Origin of the sequence: Bradyrhizobium sp. 17 (assembly GCF_023073515.1) — a bacterium.
GTDB lineage: Bacteria > Pseudomonadota > Alphaproteobacteria > Rhizobiales > Xanthobacteraceae > Bradyrhizobium > Bradyrhizobium canariense_D.
In genome coordinates, this window is the sequence record NZ_JADPJQ010000124.1 from 252697 (window position 1) to 273550 (window position 20854).

The following is a 20854-nucleotide window of genomic DNA, read 5'->3' on the forward strand; positions in this document are numbered from 1 at the left end:
TTCATGATCGTCTTGCGATCTCTTTCACTGTTGATTTTCGGTCTTTGGCTGGGGTGCGGATCGGCCCAGGCCGACAAGCGCGTTGCGCTCGTCATTGGCAATTCCGCTTACAAGAACGCACCGCGGCTTGCGAACCCGGTGAATGACGCCGGGCTCGTGGGCAGCATGTTCAGGAACGCGGGTTTCGATACGGTCGAGATCCGGCTGGACCTCAATGCCAGCGAAATGCGGCGATCGCTACGCGAGTTCGCGGCCAGGACGCGCGATGCCGACATGGCGGTGATCTACTATGCAGGCCATGGCATCGAGCTGGACGGCAGCAACTATCTCGTTCCGACCGATGCGATGCTGGAAACTGACGGTGACGTCCTCGACGAGACGGTCGCGCTGGATCGCGCGCTGTACGCGGTCGAACCGGCCAAACAACTCCGTCTCGTCATCCTCGATGCGTGCCGCGACAACCCATTCGCCAAGACGATGAAGCGCACCCTGGCCTCGCGCGCGATTGGTGGCGGACTTGCCAAGGTCGAGCCGACCAGTCCGAACACGATGATCGCCTTTGCGGCCAAGGCGGGATCGACGGCGTCGGATGGCGACTCCCGCAACAGCCCGTTCGCGGTCGCGCTGACCGATCATCTCCCGAAGCCCGGGCTCGACTTGCGCAAGGCATTCGGGTTTGTCCGTGACGACGTCTTGAAGAAGACCGGCAACAAGCAGGAGCCGTATGTCTATGGCTCCCTGGGCGGCAGCGACGTGCCGCTGGTGCCGCTGAGGCCAGTCGCCGCAGCAGGTCCGCAGGCGAACCCGCAGGACAGTGTGCGCAAGGACTACGAGCTGGCGCTTCAGGCCGGCCTGCGCGAAGCCTGGGAAGCATTCCTCCAGACCTATCCGGACGGCTTTTACGCCAACCTCGCTCGTGTGCAGTTGAAGAAGATTGCCGCCGAGGAGGATCGCACGGTGGCGACCGAGAAGGCGCGTCTGGCCGAACAGGAGAAGGCGAGGCTCGCGACCGAACGAGCCCAGAAGGCCGAGCAGGAGAAAGCCGCCGCAGCTGCCAAAGCCGCGGAAGAGGCGAGGATCGCGGCCGAGAAAGCCAAGCAGATCGAGCAGGCCAAGGCGGAGGCGGCCGAACGAGATCGCAAGGCGGCGGAAGCTGCCGCGGCCAAGTCGCTCGCGGAGAAGCGGGCGCTCGAGAAAGCGGCGACGGAGGCCGCAACGAAGCAGGCGGCGGACAAGCAGGCGGCTGATGCCGAAAGCAGGAAGGTCGCCGCGCTGTCGCCGCCGCCAAGCTCCCCGCCGCCCGGCGATCTCGCGAAATCCGTTCAGAGCGAGCTGCGCCGCGTCGGCTGTCTTTCGGCCGCCGCTGACGGCGATTGGAACGCCGCATCGCAACGCTCGCTGACGCTGTTCAACAAATATGCCGGCACCCAACTCGACGCGAAGCTTGCAAGCGTCGACGCGCTCGATGCGCTGAAGGCGAAGCCAGGACGCGTCTGTCCGCTCGTATGCAATTTCGGCTTCAAGGCCGACGGCGATCAATGCGCGAAGATCACCTGCCGCGCCGGCTATCACGTCGGCGATGACAATGAATGCGAGAAGGTGCCGGAGAAGAAGCCGGTGGTCACGCGCGAGGATTCGAAGAGGCGCGACCAGGACCGCAAGGAGGCGGAGTCCGCGGCTCCGAAGTCGCAGTCCTCCGGGCAGATGATCTGCAACAACGCCGGATGCAGACCGGTCGCAAAGGGCTGTCACCTCGGGCCGGTGCCCAATGCGAACGCCAGCGCCAAGATCACCGGCGAGGTCTGCAACTGAGGGCCAGGCAGCGGTGATGTCCGGCCGGACCAGACACGTCTGCGGTTGAGGTGAGGGCAGGCGACACGAGGCTTGCGTGCCCCGCCGCAAGCGAGCATCATTCCCAAAAAAATGGGGAAAACCGATGCTTGAGCTCTCGCGCCGCAGTCACCTTCAGCAATTGTCGGCCGTGCTCGGATCCGCCGCGCTGCCTGGGTGGTCGAGATGCGCTAGGGCTTCGGAGGCAGACATTCCCCCCGAGGGCATCGGCAAGGGCATCAAGCACATCTCCTACAGCGACATCGGCGGACGGCCCGACAGCGTGCAGGTGATGTTCAACCGGCAGCATGTCTATGTCGGACATATGTTCAGCGACGGCGTGACGGTCCTGGACGCATCCGATCCGCGTGCGCTGAAGCCGGTCAATTTCTTCACCGCGGGACAATACACTCGCACCCACCATTTACAGGTGGCGGAAGACCTGCTGCTGCTTGCAAACGGCGCCAACATCGTCGCGATGCAGTCCTACGACAATATGCGCGGCTATTTCGAGAACACGCTGGTCGACAGCATCACCAAGGCCAAGAAATTCCGCTGTGGGCTGTCGATCCACGACATATCGAAACCGAACGAGATGCGCGAAATCGCATTCCTCGAAATGCCCGGCTTCGGCATCAATCGGCTGTGGTGGCCGGGCGGCCGCTATGCCTATGTATCGGCGCATCTCGACGGGTTCACCGACCACATCCTTTGCGTGGTCGATCTCAAGACCATCACCAAGCCGGAGATCGTCGCGAAATGGTGGCTGCCGGGCATGAACCGTGCGGCCGGCGAGCCGGCAACGCCGAAGGGCAAGCGCTTTGCGCTCCATCACATGATCACGGCGGGTGATCGCGGCTATGCTGCGTGGCGCGATGGCGGCTTCACCATTCACGACATCAGCGATCCCGTGAATCCAAAGCTGCTGTCCCACATCAACTGGTCGCCGCCCTTCGCCGGCGGGACGCATACGCCGCTGCCGCTGCCCAAGCGACAGCTCGCAATCGTCGCCGACGAAGCGAACGCGGACAATTGCGCCAAGGGGCTGTTCCATACATTCGTTCTCGACGTGCGCGCGCCGGCAAATCCGGTGCCGATCGCGACCCTGCCGACCCCGCGCGACCGCGATTTCTGCACGAACGGCACCTTCGGTCCGCATAATCTGCACGAGAACCGCCCGGGCTCGTTCCAGAGCGAGGAGACGATCTTCGCAACCTACAACAATGCCGGCGTCAGGGTGTTCGACGTCAGGGACGCCTTCGCACCGAAGGAGATCGCGTATTGGGTGCCGCCGACACCGAAAAAGCTCATCGATCCGCGCCCGAACGTCGCGCTCGCGGCCAAAACCTGCGACGCCTATGTCCGGCCTGACGGGCTGATGTTCGTCTCCGACTGGAACGCCGGCATGCACGTGCTGCAATATCAGGGATGAGCGGTGTTGTAGGGTGGGCAAAGGCGCGAAGCGCCGTGCCCACCATTTGCAGCGGAGAAGTTTGTGGTGGGCACCCTTTCGCTTTGCCCACCCGGCGGACCTGCACTAACCCGCCGGCATCCGCGTCTCCACCAACCGCGCCCAGAACGATGCGCCGTGGCCCAAAATGTTGTCGTTGAAGACGTAGGCCGGGTGGTGGCACTCATTGCCGTCGCCCATGCCGACCAGGATCATCGCGCCGGGGCGTGCTTCCAGCATGAAGGAAAAATCTTCGGCGCCCATCATCGGAATGAACTTGTCGTTGACGCGCTCGGCGCCGACGATGTCGCGGGCGACGTCGGCGGCAAGGCCGGCCTCGCGCGCATGGTTCATCGTCACCGGATACATGCGCGTGTATTTGGTCTCCGCCGAGCCGCCATAGGCGCGCGCGATGCTCTCAGCGACTTCGCCGATGCGGCGCTCGACGAGATCGCGCACTTCAGGGTCGAGCGTGCGCACGGTGCCGCCGAGCTCGGCGATCTCCGGGATGATGTTGAAGGCCGTACCGGAGTGGAATTGCGTGATCGAGATTACGGCGGACTTCAGCGGATCGACGTTGCGCGCGACGATCGACTGCAGCGCATTGACGATCTGCGAACCGATCAGCACGCTGTCGATCGACTTGTGCGGACCCGCGCCGGCGTGGCCGCCCTTGCCGTGGACCGTGATCTGGATGTTGTCGGAGGAGGCGAGCATCGCGCCGGGCGTGGTCGCGAAATGTCCTTCGGGCAGGCCCGGCATGTTGTGCATGCCGTAGACCTCCTGGATGTTCCAGCGCGTCATCAGCCCATCCTCGACCATCGCCTTGCCGCCGCCGCCGCCTTCCTCGGCGGGCTGGAAGATCACCACGGCCGTGCCGTCGAAGTTGCGCGTCTCGGTCAGGTATTTTGCCGCGCCCAGCAGCATCGCGGTATGGCCGTCATGGCCGCAGGCGTGCATCTTGCCCGGGACCTTCGATGCATAAGGCACGCCCGACGTCTCCATGATCGGCAGCGCGTCCATGTCGGCGCGCAGGCCAATGGTCTTGCCCGAGGCGGACTTGCGGCCGCGGATCACGCCGATGACGCCGGTGCGGCCGATGCCCGTCACCACCTCGTCGCAGCCGAACTCGCGCAAGCGGTCGGCGACGATGCCGGCGGTGCGGTGGACGTCGTATTGCAGCTCCGGATTCTCGTGGAAGTCATGGCGCCAAGCGGCCATTTCGTCGGAGAGGGCGGCAACGCGATTGACGATGGGCATGGAGGCTCCGTCTCTGTTGTTGTTGCCGGATGAGCGAAGAGACATCCGGGATCTTTGTGAGAGAAGTCACGGGTATCGCTGCGCTCACCCGGGCTACGAATGACGCTCAGCTTTCACCGAACACGCGCTTGAAGATCGTGTCGACGTGCTTGAAGTGATAGCCGAGGTCGAACTGCTCCTCGATCTCGGCGTCGGTGAGATACTTCTTCACGTCAGCGTCCTTCTTCAGGAGCTGGAGGAAGTCGCCTTCGCCGCGCCAGACCGGCATGGCGTTGCGCTGCACGAGCTTGTAGGCGTCCTCGCGGCTTGCGCCCTTCTGCGTCAGCGCCAGCAGAACGCGCTGCGAATGCACGAGGCCGCCGAGGCGGTCGAGGTTCTTCTGCATGTTGGCGGGGTACACCAGCAGCTTGTCGATCAGGCCGGCGAGGCGCACCAGCGCGAAGTCGAGCGTCACGGTCGCGTCGGGGCCCATCATGCGCTCGGCGGAGGAATGCGAGATGTCGCGCTCGTGCCAGAGCACGACGTTCTCCAGCGCCGGCGTCACATAGGCGCGCACCATGCGCGACAGTCCGGTGAGATTTTCCGAGAGCACCGGATTGCGCTTGTGCGGCATCGCGGACGAACCCTTCTGCCCTTCGGAGAAGAACTCCTCGGCTTCCAGCACTTCGGTGCGCTGCATGTGGCGGATCTCCACCGCGAAACGCTCGACCGAGGAAGCGATCACGCCGAGCGTCGAGAAATACATCGCGTGGCGGTCGCGGGGGATGACCTGCGTCGAGATCGGCTCGGGGACGAGGCCCATGGCTTTCGCAACATGCTGTTCGACGCGCGGATCGATCTGGGCAAACGTGCCGACCGCGCCGGAGATGGCGCAGGTGGCGACTTCCTTGCGCGCCGCGATCAGGCGCTCCTTGGCGCGCGAGAATTCCGCATAGGCGTAGGCGAGCTTGAGGCCGAAGGTCACGGGTTCGGCGTGGATGCCGTGGCTGCGGCCGATGGTCGGCGTCATCTTGTGCTCGAGGGCGCGCTTCTTCAGCGCCGCCAGCACCTTGTCGAGGTCGGCGAGCAGCAGGTCAGCGGCGCGGGTGAGCTGGACGTTGAGGCAGGTGTCGAGCACGTCGGAGGAGGTCATGCCCTGATGCACGAAGCGCGCTTCGTGGCCGACGATCTCGGCGAGGTGGGTGAGGAAGGCGATTACGTCGTGCTTGGTCTCGCGCTCGATCTCGTCGATGCGGGCGACGTCGAAAGTGGCGTCCTTGGCCTTGGCCCAGACCGTTTTGGCGGCCTCCTTGGGAATCGTGCCGAGCTCGGCAAGGGCGTCCGCCGCATGCGCCTCGATCTCGAACCAGATCTTGAACCGGGTCTGCGGCTCCCAGATCGAGGCCATTTCCGGGCGGGTATAGCGGGGGATCATTGGACTGCTCCAGGAAGGTGGGCGGGCGACCCAGAAGGGGCGACCTGCCAAAATGCTTTTTACGCCGTGACTTAGCAGAGCGGGGAGAGCGAAACAAACGGCACCGGCAACGTAGCGGGGGATGATTGGGCTGGGTGGGGGGCATCGGCCGGCCGCGGCGCGCGATGAGCGGCACGTGCCCCGGGGCCGCAGATATTAACTGTCAATCACGGATCATTGACTGACAGATATTGAAATCTGTCAGCGAGACGTGTATATCCGTTCTCGGACGTTCCGATTGGGCGTCTGGCGGCATCCCGGGAGCCTGACGTCCCAAGCAGATGGGGGATTGAGGGTCGCAATTGAACAACGGGGACCGCCAATTGATTGGAGACTTACGACAATGACGACCGAAATCATCAATTTGACCGGGACGATTGGGCACTGGCTCAATTTACTGGTGGCGCGCCAGATCGCGGCGCAGGCTGCAAAACTGCCTCATTAAGGCGAGAGCTTTCCGAAACGACCGGCACGGGCGCTTCGGAAGCAGCTCTGTCGCCGGGTAACTGAGCCCTCAACGGGAACATGGTGCTGGCATGAACGAAGCCGTTATCTTGACGCCGGAGCGGATCCTCGAAGTCACCGAGGACGTGCTGCGGCGTTACGGACTGGCCAAAGCCACCGTGGTCGACGTTGCCCGTGCGCTCGATGTGAGCCATGGCAGCGTCTATCGCCATTTCCCGAGCAAGGCTTCGCTGCGCGAGGCCGTCGCAAAACGCTGGCTGGACCGCATTGACGCGCCCTTACGCCAGCTCGCCGAAGAGCAGGGCCCGGCTCCGGCGCGGCTCGACCGCTGGCTGCGCACCCTGTTCGCCGCCAAGCGTTCGCGTGTGCTCGACGACCCCGAGATGTTCGACACTTATCTGACCCTGGCGCGCGAAGCCTGCGCGGCCGTCAAATGTCACAAGGACACCATGATCGACCAGATCGCGGCAATCCTGTCCGACGGTGTGACGCAGGGCGTGTTCGCCGTCGATGACGTCAAGACCACCGCGCGTGCGATCTTCGATGCCACAGTCCGCTTTCACCATCCGGCCCATGCCGACGAGTGGAAGGATGCCGATCTCTCGGCGCGTGTCGATGCGACGCTGGCGCTGGTATTGCGCGGGCTGAAGGCGTAGGCCGAATACTCCACGCGCTGTTCCAAAGCCGTTCGATCGCCCGCATGGGCGGCGCTTTTATCCCTCGACCTTGTGGGCGAGGGCACCATCGCGGAGCGAACGCGGATGGTGGGACTTTTTCCGCGCACGAAGAGCGGTATCCGCCAATGGCACGACCGGCGGGCTTTCCGGATACGCATTGACTTCAATTTCGACGAGGTCCTTCGCCCGCTTTCGAAGCCTGTAGAATGCAAGCTCCTGTTCGAGCATGGGGCAGTGGAATCGAATGGTTGCTGTGTCTGGCAAGCGGCAGAGTTCATCGATGAGCTCGCCGACAGTGATGAGCGCGGGATAGGTAGCTTCGCGGATAGCCTTACTCATGGCGGAACTCCTTCACTGCGGTACTAACTGGAGTTCGATGGCCTCCGTTCCAATCCGCATCGCAAGGCGGTCGAAATATACCTGGGAGACGCCCGCATGCGGAGGATGGCTCCGTGCGCCTGCCTTCAGGGAGGGGCAAACATCTAGATCTTCGTCAGTCCACAATTGGCTGCCAGCCGCACCAGCTGCGCATCCGTGCGCGCGCCGGTCTTGGTCTTGATCAGATAGTGATAGTTCTGCACCGTCTTGACGCTGAGATTGAGATGCGCAGCGATCTGTTCGGTCGTGGCACCGCCGGCGAACTGGCGCAGGATCTCGATCTCGCGTTCTCCCAATTGATCCAGCGCCGAGCCCGCCGACAGACTGTCCTCGGCCAAGATGTGCGCGATGTCGTCGCTCATGGCGCGCTCGCCGCGGGCAACGCTGCGGATCGCGGACACGACTGCGGACGGCTCGCTACTCTTGGTGACGAAGCCGCTGGCGCCGGCACTGAAGGCTGCCTTCACCAGAACGGCTTCGTTGTGCATGGTAAAGACGAGGATGCGCGCCCGCGGACTGCGCGCGCGGATGTTGCGGATGGCTTCCAGTCCGCTCGCGCCGGGCATCGAGATATCAAGCACGACGACATCAGGATCGCGCGCCTTGAAGGCGCTGTAGGCATCCGCAGCGTTGTCGGCTTCCGCCACGACATGCAGATCACCCTGGCTTTCCAGCACGCGCCGATAGCCTTGCCGCACGATCGGATGGTCGTCGACCAGCAGCACGGAAATGCCCGTTGCCGTAATCTCGTTCATGCCGGCCTCATGCGGCGAGCGGGATGGTGGCGGCGACGCTGAGTCCGCCTCGGGCGGGCAGGATCGAGAATGATCCACCGGCCGCTGCGACGCGCTCGCAGATGCCGGTGAGGCCGAAGCCGGCCGACTGCTTGACGCGTGCCGCGTCGCCGCCGCCATCGTCGTCGACACGGATCAGCAATGCATCGTCGTCGCCCGCGCGCCGTTCCACGCTGAGCGAAATCTCGCGTGCCGCGCCGTGGCGCAACGCGTTGGTCAGGCATTCCTGCGCGACGCGATAGGCCGTGATAGCGGCCGGGCCGCTGATGTCGGTGAGGTCGCCCTTGAGATCGAGCTGGATCGTCGGCCGCGCCGAGCTCTGCGAGCGCCAGCTATCCACCAAATTCACGAGGCTCGCCTCCAGCCCAAGCTCGGCGGGCAGGGGATTGCGCAGGCGCTTCAGCGCGTCGCGCAGCGAGGCCATCAGATGATGCGTGGCCTGCGAGATCATCCGCGCGTCCTGCGCGACGTCGTTGTGCTTGTCTCCCTTCGTGCTCGCCGTTTCGATGGTGTTGGCGAAGGCAAGGATGGCAGAGAGATTTTGTCCGAACTCGTCGTGCAGCTCGCGGGCGAGCGCGCAGCGTTCGTCGTCGCGGATCTCGATCAGGCGCCGCGTCAGCGCCGCGCGCTGTTCGGTAGCCTCCTCCAGCCGGCCGCCGAGCTCGCCGACGGCGCTGCCGATCATCGCCAGCTCCATCGACCGGAAGCGCGGCAGTTTCGTGCGATATTGGCCGCGGGCCATGCGCTGCAAGGCCGTGACGATCGTGCGCGCCGGCGCCAGCGCATGCGCAATCGCGAGCGAGGCCAGCAGCGCGATCGCCGCCGCCATCAAAAGCGCGACGTCGATCACGTTGAGGATGTACTCCCATGCAAGCGAGATGGCGGCCGTTTCATCCGGCGTCGCGACCACCGTTCCGGCGGTCGCCGCGCGGGGACTGACGGGCCGTATCACTTCGGCATGGCTGCCGAGGAAGGTCGGCACGATCGACGCGAACCAGCGCGGCGGCGTCTTGCCCAGCCCCTCGCTCTGGCCGCAGAGCGGCTTTTCGAATGCGATGGCCGGTTGGAATTCGACGCAGACGCCGGGTGAGATCAGCTTCATCGTTTCCAGCGTGCGCCACTCCGGAACCGGCAGAAGCTGCTCGCGTGTTCTGCTGCTACGCAACAGGAATTCGTGCCAATACAGGGCCTGAAGCGCCTGGGCGACCCGCTGCGCCGAGGCCGCAGTCGCCCGGTCCACGCTGCGATAGGCGTCGAACGTGGCCCAGATGGTCGCCGCGCCAAGGCAGAGCACGACGATGAGAAACAGACGGGCGACAAGCTGAAGCACAAGGCGCATGCGATCACCCCAAAGTTTGCTAAGGTCAGCCTAACAACGCCGCCGCGCCTTGCCAATTGCGAGGCACGGCAAGATGGTAGCTCGGGCAAATTTCCCATGCTGGATTGGGCATGGCTCTTTGGACCGGGCGCGGCGGCTTTGATCTAATGGGCGGAATTCACGGCCAGGAGCGGTGCAGCATGAGTTCGATGACGATTGGGCCGATCGCGGGGCCTGCTGCCGACCCATCCGAGCGCAGTGCGCTCCTGTTCTGGATGATCTTCACCGGGCTTTCGATCTTCGCCGTCGTGCTGCTGTGGCGGTTCGGCCTGATCCGCTTGATGCTGACCTCAGATCGGACCTACATTTCCAGCGTGATCGCGCTGCTCTATGTCCTCACCTGCGGTCACTGCTTCCTGCGCACGCGGGCCATTGCCCGCGAGGGCGCGGCGGCAAGGCGCTGCCGCGCGGTGCTTGCGGCCCCCGAGGGCGGCAGGGCGCTCGACGTCGGCGCTGCCGCGCTGCCGCGCGGGCTGGTGCGGGACCACATTGAGAGCCTCGTGACCAAGGCCGCGGCGCAGGACTACCGCCCCGTCGACCAGACGCTATTGCTGCGAACGCTCGCCGACCGGCTGCGCGGCTCCAACGGCTTCGGGGCCTTCGTCTCGGATACGCTGATGAAGCTCGGCCTGCTCGGCACCATCGTCGGCTTCATCATCATGCTGGCGCCGATCGCGGGACTGGATGCCGCCGACAAGGTCGCGATGCGATCCTCGATGGGACTAATGAGCGACGGCATGGCGGTCGCGATGTACACGACGCTGGCGGGCCTCGTCGGTTCGATCCTGGTCCGCATCCAGTATTACATGCTGGATGCCGCGACCCAGAAGGTGTTCTCGGATGCGGTGGTGCTGACCGAGACCTATGTGACGCCGGTGCTGGAACGTAAGGGCGCTGGAATCGCGACATGATGGATGATTTCGGTCTCTATCCGCGCGAGGAGCCGTTCGATCCCTTGGGCGTGATGCTGTTCAAGGCGCTCCAGGTGATCGCTTTCCTGTTCTTCCTCGCGCTGCTCGCGGTCTCGCCGGACGCCAAGGACGGCAAGATCGACTCCAAGGCCGAGTTCATGATCACGCTGGACTGGCCCGACAGCCATCCCGACGATCTCGACCTGTTCGTGCAGGATCCCGTGGGCAATATCGCCTGGTATCGCCACCGCGAGGCCGGCTTCCTCACGCTCGACCGCGACGATCGCGGCGGAGCCAACGACTTCATCATGGTCAACGGCAAAAAGATTGCCTCGCCGATCCGCGAGGAGATCGTCACGGTGCGGGGCATCGTTCCCGGCGAATACACCGTCAATGTCTCACATTTCGTGGCTACGACCGGCGAGCCTGTGACGGCCAATGTGAAGGTGCAAAAACTCAATCCGACGGCGCAGGTGATCTTCGATAACAAGTTCACGGTCGATCACACCGGCGACGAGAAGACTGCGGTGCGGTTCCGGCTCGACGCCGAAGGCAAGGTCGTCAATGTGGACCAGCGGCCGAAATCGCTGCTGGAGACCTTTCGCAGCGGCTGGCGCAACGGCGCCGATCTCGACCCGAGCACCGGCGTGAGCAAGAACGCTGTGAGGGTGCGCCGTGACTAGCCTGCCAACGGTCATCCTCACGCTATCGATAGCCTACGCCGTCATCGGTGCGCTGCTGCTGGTCGTTCTGGTCTATGCGCGGCTGCATTGGTCGTTCAAGGCGGTCGCGGTGGTCGTGACCAGTGCGTTCTATGTCGTCAGCTTTACCGAGATGCGCGGGCTGCTCGGCTGGGCCAGCGCCGATCGGCTGCCGGCCTCGTTCAAGCTGCTGAAGGCCCGCATCGTCGAGCCGCATTCGCTGGAGGGCGATCCCGGCTCGATCTATCTCTGGGTCGAGCAGCTCGACGAGGACAATCGGCCGAGTGGCATCCCGCGCGCCTTTCGTGTGCCCTACAATGACAGGCTGGCCGACAAGACCCATGCGGCGGAGAACGAGATCGCGCTGGGACATCCGCAAGGCGGCCGGGCCGCCGATTTCGGCGGCGGCGATGGCAGCCTCATCGACATGGTCCGGGAATATGTGACGCCCAAGACCATCATGGAGACGAGCGGAGGCGATTCCTCGACCGGCGAATTCCTGGCACCACCGGCCGGCGCGCAGGGCGCCGTGTTCACGCCGTTGCCGCCGCCCCGGATGCCGCCGAAGGACGAGCAATAGGCTCTTCACCATCGCGACAGGGCAGTGCTGGCAAACCGCGCGCCGCTGGCGCATGTTCTTGACCTCCCTCAATTTAGCCTTATCGGCTCCCAATAAGGTTCGAGGGTGGAGGGTGCGTGCTTCTCGCTGTCTTCTCGGATATCCACGGCAACCGGCAGGCGTTCGAGGCGTGCCTGAAAGTCGCGCGGGCGCGTGGCGCCGAGCGCTTCATCCTGCTTGGCGACTTCGTCGGCTATGGCGCCGATCCGGAATGGGTGGTGGATACCGCGATGGAGCTGGTTGTCCAAGGCGCCGTCGCCGTGCGCGGCAATCATGACCAGGCGGTGAATTCCTCGGCCGAGACCATGAATGCCGAGGCGCAAATCGCGATCGAATGGACCCGCGGCCGGCTCGACACCGCGCAGCGGCGGTTCCTGGCGGAATTGCCGATGCTGGTGGAGGACGGCGATCGCCTGTTCGTGCATTCGGAAGCCTCCAGCCCCCGAAGCTGGCACTATGTCCGATCGACCGCCGACGCAGCCAAGAGCCTGATCGCGACGCCGGCTCATGTCACGTTCTGCGGCCACATCCACCGCCCGGCGATCTATTCGATGTCGGTGACGGCGAAGATGTCGGGACTCGTGCCCAAGACTGACGTCTCCGTACCGCTGCTGCGCGGCCGGCAATGGCTTGCGGTGCTCGGCTCGGTCGGCCAGCCGCGCGATGGCGATCCATCCGCGGCTTTCGCGCTGTTCGACACGGTCTCGTGCCAGATCACCTATTGCCGCGCGCCCTACGACGTCGAGACGGCCGCGAACCGGATCCGCGAGAACGGCCTGCCGCATTGGCTCGCCGACCGGCTGTCGCAGGGGCGTTAGAGGCCGATGCCGAAACCCCTCGTCAAATCGGGCGCAGAGATCGACGGCTACACGATTGGCGAATGCGTCCATGCCGGCGGAATGGCGACGCTGTGGACCGTCACCCGTCCCGGCCTCGACGTGCCGCTGCTGATGAAAATTCCGCGGGTGTCGGAGGGCGAGGACCCCGCGGCGATCGTCTCCTTCGAGATGGAGATGATGATCCTGCCGCGGCTTGCGGGTCCGCACGTGCCCTCCTGTTTCGGCACCGGCGATTTCGCCCACCAGGCCTATGTCGTGATCGAGCGCATCTCCGGGACCACGCTCTACAAGCGGTTGCCCGACCTGCCGCTGCCGTATGACGAGGCGCGGCAGCTCGTCGCCAGGATCGCAACGGGGCTTGCTGATTTGCACCGGCAGAACGTGATCCATCACGACATCAAGCCGAGCAGCATCATGTTCCGCGAGAGCGGCGAGGCGGTGTTGATCGACTATGGCCTGTCGCATCACAACCATCTGCCGGACCTGTTGCAGGAGGAATTCCGCCTGCCTTACGGCACCGCGCCCTATATGGCGCCAGAACGGTTGTCAGGGGTGCGCGACGATCCGCGCAGCGATCTGTTCTCGCTGGGCGTGCTGCTCTATTTCTTCACGACCGGCGAGCGGCCGTTCGGCGAGGGCGAGACACTGCGTGCGATGCGGCGCCGGCTTTGGCGCGATCCGCACCCGCCGCGCGGCTTGCGCGCTGATTATCCGCCCTGGCTCCAGGAGGTGGTGCTGCGGTGCCTCGAGATCGAACCGGTGCGGCGCTATCCGACGGCGTCGCAGCTCGCCTTCGATCTGACCCATCCGGACCAGATCAGGCTCACCACACGCTCGGAGCGGATGAAGCGCGACCCGTTAAGCGTCGCTTGGCGGCGCCGCTTCAACCAGGGCGTCATGCAGCCGCGCGCGAAATCGGATGTCGCAGCCCAGATCGCATCAAGCCCGATCCTCGCGGTCGCGCTCGACACGGTGGAAGGCGCCCCCGAGCTGAACGAAGCGTTGCACGTCACCACCGAGCGTATTCTCGCCACGCTGCCGTCGGCGCGGCTCGCCTGTCTCAACGTGCTGAGGCTCAACCGCATCGCGATTGACAGGACGCTGGATGAGCAGGGCTCCAACAAGCATATCGACCGGTTGGTGGCGCTCAGACACTGGGCCACGCCGCTCAAGCTCGATGAGAGCCGGCTCTCGGCTCACGTGCTGGAAGCCGTCGATCCCGCGGCGGCCATCCTGGAGTTTTGCGAGGTCAACCACGTCGACCACGTCATCATCGGCGCGCGGCAGGGCTCGTTCAGGCGCACGCTGCTCGGCAGCGTCTCGGCCAAGGTGGCCTCGGAAGCGGCCTGCACCGTCACCGTGGTACGGCCGCCGCGAATGGCTGCGGATGCGGGCGAGGAGGCCGGATAGGGCCGCGCTCTGGATCCTGGAGGCTCAGGCCGCGTGAGCGGTGTGGACGGAGCGCTTGCGACGGATCGGCCAGGAGAATTGCGGGCCGGGCTCGCAGTGATCCGCGCTGCCGCCGAAGAACTGGATGATCTCGCGGCACGGCTCGCAGTTGAACAGGTTACGCGACGCGGATGCCTTGGTCATTTCCTTGAGGCAGTTCGGGCAATGCGGCTTCATGAGCTTGGTCCAGAAAAGAATTCAATGCCGGCGCGGTGACCGGAGCGGGTGATCCAGGTCCATCTCGGGCCCGGTGTCGTCGCGCATCTCGCCTTCGGTGCGTTCGAGCCGACCGAAGAAAAAATCGAGGTCAGGATGTGGGCGCCGCGGGATGCGGCACCGGCGCTTCGGCTGACGTTTCACGAGCGCGATCTGCATGGGGTCAGGCCCGATATCAGTCGCGACGAGCGATGCGGGCCGAGCGTACCGAGACCTTCACCGGTCCGGCCGATGGACCAAACAAAACAAACGCACAAAAACCAAGCCACAACGCCACGCCAGTCCAGACCAGGGTCGTCGTCATGATGTGCTCCCGCGAAAACAGGCAAGAATCACTTGCGGTGATTTGCGCGAATCAGGGAAGCCCGGAGGAGTACGGATCAAGTTGCAAATTTAGGCATTACGCGCCGCAACACCCGTAGAGGCCGCACGTCTGCGGAGTCGAGCGGGCCCTCAGATCGCCTCGCCGCGTGCACCCGCGGCGGCGTTGCGGATTGCGGCGATGTTGGTCTTATAGGCGTCCTGCGTGCCGCCCCTGAACACGGACGTGCCGGCGACGAAGGCGTTGGCCCCGGCCGCAGCCAGGGGACCTGCGACGTCGGGCCCGACGCCGCCATCGACCTCGATATCGATCGGCCGGCCCGCTGTCATGGCGCGGATGTCGCGGATCTTGCCGATCGCGGAGGGGATGAAGGCCTGGCCGCCGAAGCCGGGATTGACCGACATCACCAGCACGAGGTCGACCAGGTCCAGGACGTATTCGAGCGCACTGATCGGCGTGCCCGGATTGAGCGAAACGCCGGCCTTCTTGCCGAGTGCGCGGATCGCCTGAAGCGAGCGGTGCAGATGGGGACCGGCCTCGGCATGCACGGTGATGTGGTCGCAGCCGGCTTTCGCGAAGGCCTCGAGATAGGGGTCACAGGGCGAGATCATCAGATGCGCGTCGAAGATCTTCTTGGTGTGCGGGCGCATCGCCTTAATGACGTCGGGGCCATACGAGATGTTGGGAACGAAGTGCCCGTCCATGACGTCGAGATGGATCCAGTCGGCTCCAGCGGCGTCCACGGCGCGCACCTCCTCGCCGAGCCTGGAGAAATCCGAGGCCAGGATCGAGGGCGCGATTGCCAGGGGGCGGGGAGCGAAGGCTTGGGTCATGGCGGTTTCCCGTGGCGGCCGTGGAAGATGGACTCGCCTAACATGGGCCTCTCAGCCGGGCAATGCAGGGGCGGCGTGCTTCCTGTGGGCGGAAATTTCTGCCGCGACCGGCATGAATTGCCGGTGTTCCGGGCCGTGCAAAGTGCGGTGAAAGCGGATTTCATTGAGCTTTTTGCGCTGGCACGGCGCTTGCTGACTTCACCTGAACAGAACATTGGCCGCGGCATGCCGCATCGGTTGGAGTTGTGCAATGTTGTTTGCTCTTGGGGCCGTATCGAGCGCACTCGACGCGATCCAGTCGCTGACGAATTCGAAATCGTCCTCGTCGACGCAGAAGACGGGATCCTCGCAAAAGCCCGCGACCAATCCGTTCGCGATCGAGAGCGGCAGCAACAGCACGACCGGCGCGGCCTCGTCGGTCAATGCGGGCAAGACCCCGCAGATCTCGCCGGAGACGATGAACGCGCTGTTCGCTGCGCAGAGCCAATCCTCGGACAGCACCGGCAGCGCCGCCAGCTCGACCTCGTCGAGTTCGACGTCCTCCTCCTCGACGCGCCGCGACGCCGCCTTGAAGGATCTGTTCTCGCAGATCGATGGGGACGGCGACGGCAAGATCACCAAGTCGGAATTCGAGAATGCGCTCGGCGCCGGCGGCACCAATCTCGCGCAGGCCGACGACGTTTTCTCGAAGCTGGATTCGAATACCGACGGCAGCGTCAGCCTCGATGAGATGTCGAAGGCGCTGAAGAGCGGCCATCGCGGCCACCATCACGCGCAAGGTGCGGGCGATGCCTCCGGCAGCGGTTCGGATTCCTCCTCGCGATCCAGCGGCGGCTCGACCTCCACCTCGACGACCGGCGCCGACGGTTCGACCACCACCACCGTCACCTATGCCGACGGCTTCAAGATGTCGACGACGGTCCCGGGCGCCCCCAGCTCCCGTAATTCGGCGTACGATCTGTTCGCGCAGTTGATGCAGCGGCAGGGCGGGCAGGGACAAGGCGCCTCAGCGGCTGTCGGTTCATCGATGTCGATGAGCGTGTAACCTTGCTCACGGCTAGCCTGCATATTCGTGCGTGATGTCACGATAGACATACCGATCACGGATTTCGCGGTTGAAGAACGTACCCTTTGAGCGCACATTCTTGAACGCGGCGGCGACCTCGGGCGGAACGTCCGCGTAGACATAGACGCGTCCGCTGACGAAAGTCACCGTCAGCTCGCGCCTATCGGGGGCGTAGCGGAAAAAGCGGATCACGGAAGACGGCATGGTTGTGCACCTTGTCGGCCAGGGTAACGCCGTGTCAGCCGTTTCGTTTCTATCCGAACCGGTCCTTCCACGCCGGCATTGCGCCGGCAAAGGACAGGGCCGTCGCATTGTAGACGCCGCGAGCGATGGCGCGTGCGACCACGTTGGCGGCGATCGTTCCGAGCTCGGTAAGGCCGACCAGCGGCTCGATCGGCTTCTCGCCCGTTGCGGCGGCGAACAGCACGTCGCCGTCGGTCGGGGCATGCACCGGATAGATCGCACGGGCGAACCCGGTATGCGCGATCATCGCAAGCCGCTTGGCCTGGGGTTTGGTCAGCGTGGCATCGGTGACAACGACGCCGATCGTGGTGTTCTCGCGCGCGTTCGCGGCGGGTCCGCCCTTGATGCGCATCGCCAGCATGTCCGGTGTGAACGTGGACGGCAGGCCGCGCCCGCCGAACTCGCCGTTCTCCTCGAAGGGCGCAGCCCAGAACCAAGGCCCTTCGCCAACGGTTGTGCTGCCGACCGCGTTGACGACCATGATCGCGGCGACCTTGATACCATTGGCCAGGACCGCGGAGGCCGACCCCAGTCCACCCTTGAAGGTCGCGGTGGTGGCACCGAGGCCGGCGCCGACGCTGCCCAGTGCGAAATCGTCGCTGGCGGCCAACGCTGCGGCGTAGCCGAGGTCGCGATAGGGCGCGAAGCGTCCCCAGGCCTTGTCGCCGCCGTTGAGCAAGTCGAAAACGATTGCGCCAGGCACGATCGGAATCACCGCCTCGCGAATCCGCAAGCCGCGGCCTTGTTCGGCGAGCCAGGCCTGGATGCCGCCGCCGGCGTCGATTCCAAAGGCGGAGCCGCCGGACAGCGCGATGGCGTCAACGCGATCGACGGTGCTGGCGAGGTCGAGCAACGCGTCTTCGCGCGTGCCGGGTCCGCCGCCGCGAACATCGATGGCCGCAACCGCGGGGGCGTCGAAGATGATCGCGGTCGTGCCAGTGGCGATTTTCGCATCCTCGGCATGGCCGACGCGGACGCCGGCGATATCGGTGAGAAGGTTTTTCAAGGCGGCTCCGCAGGCTGAAAGGCGCTCGCTTCAGCGATATCGCAGGGATGCCGCAGGCTCAACCCGCGAGCGCGGTCCTCAGCATCTTGGCGAGCTCGGACTTACGGTAGGGCTTTGCCAGCAGCAGCACGCCGGAATCGAGCCGCCCGTGATGGACGATGGCGTTCTCGGTGTAGCCCGAGGTGAACAGCGTCTTCAGGTCGGGGCGGCGGCGAGCCGCCTCGTCGGCGAGCTGGCGGCCGTTCATGTTGCCGGGCATGATGACGTCCGTGAATAGCAGGTCGATGTCCTTGTCGGCGTCGATGATGACGAGGGCCTCGGCCGCGTTGGCGGCTTCGAGGGCGGTATAGCCGAGGCTCTTGATCTGGGTCACGACATATTGGCGCACCAGCGCGTCGTCCTCGACGATCAGGATCTTTTCGTGGCCGCCGGTGACCGGCGCGTTCTGCAGCGCCTCGAATTCGGTCTCCTGCACGCCGCTCGAGCGCGGCAGGTAAATCTTCACGCTCGTGCCGTGGCCTTCCTCGCTGTAGATCTTGATGTGTCCGCCGGACTGCTTGACGAAGCCGAACACCATGCTGAGCCCGAGGCCGGTGCCCTTGCCGACCTCCTTCGTGGTGAAGAAGGGATCGAACACCCGGTCCATCAACTCCGGCGGGATTCCGGAGCCGGTGTCGCTGACGGCGATCATGACGTAATTGCCGGCCACCACGTCGGGATTCATGCTGGCATAGCCGTCGTCGAGGAAGATGTTGCGCGTCTCCAGCACCAGCGTTCCGCCGTCGGGCATCGCATCGCGCGCGTTCAGCGCGAGGTTGAGGATCGCGGTGGAAAGCTGACCCGGGTCGATCAGTGCCGGCCACGCATCCTCGGTGAGTTGCGGCATGATGGTGATCTGCTCGCCGAGCGTGGGATGCAGGAGCTTTGCGGCCTCGAGCGTCAATGCGTTGACGTCGATTTCGCGCGGTTGGAGCGGCTGCTTGCGGGCGAACGCGAGCAGATGCTTGGTCAGTTGCGCGCCGCGCTCGGCGGCGTCGTCGATCAGCTTGGTGATGGCGGCGAGCTCGGGACGGTCAGCGACCGCGTCCGCCAAAATTCCGATCGTGCCGGTGATGACGGTCAGCACATTGTTGAAGTCGTGCGCGACACCGCCGGTCAATTGACCAATCGAATCCATCTTCTGGACGTGCCTGAACTGCGCCTCGGCCGCCTGCTTCTCGGTGAGGTCGCGGCCGATGAAGAAATGGCGCTTGACCGGCTCGGACCAGGTGCCCATCCAGTTCAGCGTGACCTCGTGACCGTCGTAGTGGTAGTAGCGCGCCTCGAAGCTGCGCTTGACCGCGCCACGCCGCGCCGCGCGCATCTCGTCGCGCGTCTTCTGGAGGTCATCGGGATGAATGAACTCGGTGGCGCTGTGCCCGATCATGTCTTCCGGATTCAAGCCGAGAATGGTCTTCACGCTCGGGCTGACCTGGATGAAATTGCCAAAACCGTCGGTGACCAGGATCAGGTCCTGTGAGGTCTCGAAGATCCGCTGCCGCTCCTCGACCTCGCGGCGCAGTTTTTCTCGTGCCTGCTTCTCTTCCGTGATGTCGTGGGCGATCTTGGAAGCGCCGATGATCTGTCCGTTGGCTGATTTCAGCGGAGAAACATTGAGGACGACGTCGACCCGCCGGCCGTCCTTTCGGATCCGGACCGTCTCGTGCTGTGCGATCGTTTCGTTGCCGCCGACCCGGTTCAGGATACCCCTGACCTCGGCCTTGCGGTCCTCCGGGACGATGATGTCGATCGGCTGCCCGATGGCCTCCGCGGCGGCATAGCCGAACAGATGTTCGGCGGCCTTGTTCCAGCCCGTGATGACACCGTCGAGCGTCTTCGTGATGATGGCATCATTGGCGGATTCGACGACGGCGCCGTACAGGGCAAGGCGCTTGCCATAATAGTCGCGATCCAATGCCGACTGCTGGCGCAGCCTGCCGACGAGACCCAGCGTATGCGCCTGGAGGCGGACATTTTCGATCAGGAGCACCGCGAGCACGAAGGTCGCCGCGCAGAGGCCGTAGACACGACCGGCGTAGAAGCCGAGATCGAAGCGCGCCACGTTGACGATCGCCGACAGCGCGATGTCGAACAGCCATGCGCACATCACCACCATGAGCCAGACATCGATGACCGAATGCGGACGGCGGAACCACAGCGAGACCAGCGCGGCGAAGCTCAAGGACCAGACAAAGGACACCACGCCGATCATGATCTGCGTGTAGCCGCCATCGCGCAGCAGGACCGGAAGCAGGTCGTGCTGCGCAGTGACGATCCAGGTCAAGACGATCATGATCGTGACGACGCCGACCACGCTGGCGTAGATCGCCTTGCTTGCCGAGCCCGTGATCCGGGCGCCGCCGTCGGCCTCCTTCAGCCAGGCGTAGGCCAGCACGCAGAGCGGAAAGCCGCCGTGCCAGATCATGTAGAGCCAGACCGTGGTCTGCTGGTTGGCCCCCAGCAGCCCGGTCGGCGAAAAAAGTCCGGGGAAGGTGAGGGCATGGACCACGGCCGCGGCGGCTGTGAACAGATAGCCCGTCGCGAGCACGAGCAGCGCGCTGGTCCTGAGCACCGCAAACTGCGACAACAGCAGGACGGCGGTGACAATGTCCGCGACCACAAGGGCGGATTGATAGCTGGCGACGAAGGCTGGCACGGGCAGTAGCGAGATACCCGCGAAGGGCACGGCCACTGCGAACAGGATCGACGAGACGCCCACGATCGCCAATGCTGCGGTGCGGTCCTTCGGGGTAGCCGGCAACGTCGAAAGGAATGTGCTTCGATCGGTCGTCGCAGACACGTGCAGCTCGCGCAGATCGGTTTTGAGCATCTTCGCCAATCTCATTTGGCCCAATCAATTTCTGCCCATGGTAGCGGGTTCTGGGCACGCATCATGACAAAACCCACTGCGACTCAACCGAAGGT

21 protein-coding genes are annotated in these 20854 nt (G+C 64.6%); 9 read left to right on the top strand and 12 right to left on the bottom strand.

The annotated features are described in order from the left end of the window. Positions 1-3: 3 nt before the first annotated feature. Both IVB13_RS31305 and IVB13_RS31310 read left to right on the top strand, forming a co-directional pair. Positions 4-1812 carry a caspase family protein gene (locus IVB13_RS31305; protein ID WP_247297292.1) on the top strand — a complete coding sequence of 603 codons (1809 nt, stop codon included), beginning with the start codon at positions 4-6 and terminating at the stop codon, positions 1810-1812. 124 nt (positions 1813-1936) lie between these two features. Beyond that, positions 1937-3262: a hypothetical protein gene (locus IVB13_RS31310; protein ID WP_085358876.1), complete on the top strand. Its 1326-nt coding sequence runs from the start codon at positions 1937-1939 to the stop codon at positions 3260-3262. A 105-nt stretch (positions 3263-3367) separates the two neighbouring features. Here IVB13_RS31310 and IVB13_RS31315 read toward each other — a convergent pair whose 3' ends face one another. Both IVB13_RS31315 and purB read right to left on the bottom strand, forming a co-directional pair. Continuing rightward, a complete protein-coding gene (locus IVB13_RS31315) occupies positions 3368-4540 on the bottom strand; it encodes a M20 aminoacylase family protein (RefSeq protein ID WP_247491212.1) in 1173 nt (390 codons plus the stop codon). A 106-nt stretch (positions 4541-4646) separates the two neighbouring features. Next, positions 4647-5954, bottom strand: coding sequence for an adenylosuccinate lyase (purB, locus tag IVB13_RS31320; RefSeq protein ID WP_247361903.1), 1308 nt, complete (start codon positions 5952-5954; stop codon positions 4647-4649). 575 nt (positions 5955-6529) lie between these two features. On the opposite strand from purB, the gene IVB13_RS31325 reads away from it, so the two are divergent. Beyond that, entirely contained in the window at positions 6530-7114 is a 585-nt protein-coding gene (locus IVB13_RS31325; RefSeq protein WP_027518823.1) for a TetR family transcriptional regulator, read from the top strand. 57 nt (positions 7115-7171) lie between these two features. Here the strand turns inward: IVB13_RS31325 and IVB13_RS31330 are convergent, their stop codons facing one another. The 3 genes from IVB13_RS31330 to IVB13_RS31340 form a co-directional block, all read right to left on the bottom strand. Next, positions 7172-7474, bottom strand: coding sequence for a hypothetical protein (locus IVB13_RS31330; protein WP_247361907.1), 303 nt, complete (start codon positions 7472-7474; stop codon positions 7172-7174). Between the two features lie 143 nt (positions 7475-7617). Beyond that, positions 7618-8268, bottom strand: a complete 651-nt coding sequence (locus IVB13_RS31335; protein ID WP_085396093.1) for a response regulator transcription factor — start codon at positions 8266-8268, stop codon at positions 7618-7620. A 7-nt stretch (positions 8269-8275) separates the two neighbouring features. Further along, on the bottom strand, positions 8276-9646 hold the full coding sequence (locus tag IVB13_RS31340; protein ID WP_247491214.1) for a histidine kinase: 1371 nt from the start codon (positions 9644-9646) through the stop codon (positions 8276-8278). 179 nt (positions 9647-9825) lie between these two features. On the opposite strand from IVB13_RS31340, the gene IVB13_RS31345 reads away from it, so the two are divergent. The 5 genes from IVB13_RS31345 (at position 9826) to IVB13_RS31365 (ending at position 14165) form a co-directional block, all read left to right on the top strand. Continuing rightward, a complete protein-coding gene (locus tag IVB13_RS31345; protein WP_085351049.1) occupies positions 9826-10596 on the top strand; it encodes a MotA/TolQ/ExbB proton channel family protein in 771 nt (256 codons plus the stop codon). Next, on the top strand, positions 10593-11279 hold the full coding sequence (locus IVB13_RS31350) for a hypothetical protein (protein ID WP_085351050.1): 687 nt from the start codon (positions 10593-10595) through the stop codon (positions 11277-11279). Before IVB13_RS31345 ends, IVB13_RS31350 begins: the two co-directional genes overlap by 4 nt. Then, the gene (locus tag IVB13_RS31355; protein ID WP_018455562.1) at positions 11272-11877 is read left to right on the top strand and encodes a hypothetical protein; all 606 of its coding nucleotides are present in this window, start codon (positions 11272-11274) and stop codon (positions 11875-11877) included. Before IVB13_RS31350 ends, IVB13_RS31355 begins: the two co-directional genes overlap by 8 nt. A 116-nt stretch (positions 11878-11993) precedes the next feature. After that, positions 11994-12734, top strand: coding sequence for a metallophosphoesterase family protein (locus IVB13_RS31360; RefSeq protein ID WP_085351051.1), 741 nt, complete (start codon positions 11994-11996; stop codon positions 12732-12734). 6 nt (positions 12735-12740) lie between these two features. Next, positions 12741-14165 carry a bifunctional serine/threonine-protein kinase/universal stress protein gene (locus IVB13_RS31365; RefSeq protein ID WP_247491215.1) on the top strand — a complete coding sequence of 475 codons (1425 nt, stop codon included), beginning with the start codon at positions 12741-12743 and terminating at the stop codon, positions 14163-14165. A gap of 24 nt (positions 14166-14189) precedes the next feature. On the opposite strand, the gene IVB13_RS31370 is transcribed toward IVB13_RS31365, so the two are convergent. The 4 genes from IVB13_RS31370 to rpe all read right to left on the bottom strand — a co-directional run bounded on the left by IVB13_RS31370 (position 14190) and on the right by rpe (position 15575). Continuing rightward, the gene (locus IVB13_RS31370) at positions 14190-14381 is read right to left on the bottom strand and encodes a hypothetical protein (protein ID WP_085351052.1); all 192 of its coding nucleotides are present in this window, start codon (positions 14379-14381) and stop codon (positions 14190-14192) included. A 21-nt stretch (positions 14382-14402) separates the two neighbouring features. Continuing rightward, a complete protein-coding gene (locus tag IVB13_RS31375) occupies positions 14403-14579 on the bottom strand; it encodes a hypothetical protein (protein ID WP_162847283.1) in 177 nt (58 codons plus the stop codon). Between the two features lie 16 nt (positions 14580-14595). Then, positions 14596-14724 carry a hypothetical protein gene (locus tag IVB13_RS40235; RefSeq protein ID WP_256467701.1) on the bottom strand — a complete coding sequence of 43 codons (129 nt, stop codon included), beginning with the start codon at positions 14722-14724 and terminating at the stop codon, positions 14596-14598. Between the two features lie 149 nt (positions 14725-14873). Beyond that, complete coding sequence (gene rpe, locus IVB13_RS31380) at positions 14874-15575, bottom strand: ribulose-phosphate 3-epimerase (protein WP_018455567.1); 702 nt, start codon at positions 15573-15575, stop codon at positions 14874-14876. A 250-nt stretch (positions 15576-15825) separates the two neighbouring features. Here rpe and IVB13_RS31385 point away from each other — a divergent pair, with 250 nt between their 5' ends. Then, positions 15826-16620 carry an EF-hand domain-containing protein gene (locus tag IVB13_RS31385; protein WP_247297303.1) on the top strand — a complete coding sequence of 265 codons (795 nt, stop codon included), beginning with the start codon at positions 15826-15828 and terminating at the stop codon, positions 16618-16620. Positions 16621-16632: 12 nt separating this feature from the next. Here IVB13_RS31385 and IVB13_RS31390 read toward each other — a convergent pair whose 3' ends face one another. From IVB13_RS31390 to IVB13_RS31400, 3 genes are read right to left on the bottom strand one after another with little or no spacing between them, the layout of a single operon-like run. Beyond that, positions 16633-16845 carry a KTSC domain-containing protein gene (locus tag IVB13_RS31390; RefSeq protein WP_085361687.1) on the bottom strand — a complete coding sequence of 71 codons (213 nt, stop codon included), beginning with the start codon at positions 16843-16845 and terminating at the stop codon, positions 16633-16635. A gap of 49 nt (positions 16846-16894) precedes the next feature. Next, positions 16895-17890, bottom strand: coding sequence for a P1 family peptidase (locus IVB13_RS31395; RefSeq protein WP_085361688.1), 996 nt, complete (start codon positions 17888-17890; stop codon positions 16895-16897). Positions 17891-17948: 58 nt separating this feature from the next. Continuing rightward, positions 17949-20759: a PAS domain S-box protein gene (locus IVB13_RS31400; RefSeq protein WP_085385070.1), complete on the bottom strand. Its 2811-nt coding sequence runs from the start codon at positions 20757-20759 to the stop codon at positions 17949-17951. Between the last annotated feature and the right edge of the window lie 95 nt (positions 20760-20854).